Origin of the sequence: Saccharomonospora iraqiensis subsp. iraqiensis (assembly GCF_000430445.1) — a bacterium.
Taxonomy (GTDB): domain Bacteria; phylum Actinomycetota; class Actinomycetes; order Mycobacteriales; family Pseudonocardiaceae; genus Saccharomonospora; species Saccharomonospora iraqiensis.
Map to the genome: position 1 here is coordinate 1 of NZ_KE387112.1, position 1761 is coordinate 1761.

1 protein-coding gene and 2 rRNA genes are annotated in these 1761 nt (G+C 70.3%); 2 read left to right on the forward strand and 1 reads right to left on the reverse strand.

The annotated features are described in order from the left end of the window. A 23S ribosomal RNA gene (locus ACTIR_RS0116745) occupies positions 1-237 on the forward strand; the annotation flags it as partial. A 74-nt stretch (positions 238-311) separates the two neighbouring features. Continuing rightward, positions 312-428 (forward strand): 5S ribosomal RNA (gene rrf, locus ACTIR_RS0116750). Positions 429-635: 207 nt separating this feature from the next. Here the strand turns inward: rrf and ACTIR_RS23900 are convergent. Then, on the reverse strand, positions 636-1761 hold a 1126-nt coding region (locus ACTIR_RS23900; protein WP_034240581.1), incomplete at its 5' end, for an MFS transporter.

Genomic DNA, 1761 nt, shown 5'->3' on the forward strand with positions numbered 1-1761 from the left:
GGGACGGACGAACCTCTGGTGTGCCAGTTGTCCCGCCAGGGGCACGGCTGGTTGGCCACGTTCGGAAAGGATAACCGCTGAAGGCATCTAAGCGGGAAGCCCGTTCCCAGATGAGGTCTCCCACCACCTTCGAGTGGGTAAGGCCCCCTACAGAACATGGGGTTGATAGGCCAGACATGGACGCACAGCAATGTGTTCTCGAGTGGACTGGTACTAATCGGCCGAGGGCTTGACCACAAACATGCTACGCACCCACTCTGCAACTCTGAAACACCACGCCCGGGCACCTGCGGGGTTGTTTCGGAGGGTTGTTCGGTGGCTATAGCGGTGGGGACACGCCCGGTCCCATTCCGAACCCGGAAGCTAAGACCACCAGCGCCGATGGTACTGCACCCGCCCGGGTGTGGGAGAGTAGGACACCGCCGAACACTTAACCAAAAAAGGCCGGAGCGTCGCACACGCTCCGGCCTTTTTCATGTCCGGGAAAGGTGTCGCCGTCGCGGCACCGCCCGGAATCCCGTTCCTGTTCTCCGGCCGTCGCAGCGTCTTCTGCGGCGATCGCAGCGTCGGACGAGGGGGGCGAGGGGTCGGTCCGCAGGGCCCCCGGCCCGGAGGCTCCGCGGACCGACCGGGGATCAGCGGGTGCGGGTGCCGCCGAGGAGGGCGGCGCAGAGGGCGCCGGCGAGGCACACGACCCCGGTGATCGCGAAGATCTCCGTGTACTGGGTGACCATGGCGTCGCGGAGCGCGGCGGTGTAGTCGTCCATCGCGCTGCGGAACTGCTCGTCGGAGTCGAACAGGATGCGCAGGGGCACGTCCAGCGTCGCGGTGAGGCTGTGGAACCGGTGCATGCCCCACGCGGACAGGGCGGCGATCCCGACGAGCATCCCCGTCATCCGGGCCACGACCACGCCGGCCGAGGCGATGCCGTGCTGTTCGGGCGGGGTGAGCCGGAGGACGACCGCGGATATCGGGGCGATGACCAGGCCGAGGCCGAAACCGACGAGCGCCAGGTCGACGTCCGCCTTGGGCAGTGGCACCGGCCCCAGCCGGTACGCCGCGGACAGGACATCCGCGGTCCACGTGGACATCAGGCCGAAGCCCCCGGCGGCCAGCAGCAGGCCGCAGACGGAGACACTGCGTTCGCCGAGCCGGGAGGCCAGCGCGCCACCGAGCAGCGCGCCGATCGGCAGTGCGACGAGGAACCGCAGCAGCAGCAGGACGGCGCCGTGGTCGTCGTAGCCGAGCAGGGTCTGGGCGAACAGGTCGACGTCGACAAGTGTGACCATCAGCGCCGCGCCCGCGGCGAGGCTCGCACCCAGCGCCGCCAGGAACGGCCGCATCTCCACCCGGGAGGTGTCGATCAGCGGGAGGCGGGCACGGGACTGGTGCACCACGAATAGCGTCCCCGAGATCACGGCGCCCACGAGCGCCGGCACGCCCCAGTCCGGCAGAACCTGCCCGGCCGGTTCCGGGTTGTACAGCCCCACCACCGTGAGCCCGAGCGTCACCGCGAGCAGGGCCCCGCCCCGCAGATCCACCGGGGAGGTTCCACCCTCCGCACGCCGGGCGGGCACGGACAGGTGCACCGCGAGCATGGCGAGCAACGCCAGCGGGATGTTCACCCAGAACACCCCGCGCCAGCCCGCGACGGCGGCGAGCGCGATGCCGTAGACGGGCCCGAGGACGCTGCCGAGTTCCTGGGCGGCCCCGACGGCGCCGAGCACGGCGGCGCGCCGGTGCTCGGCCCACAGGTCGGCG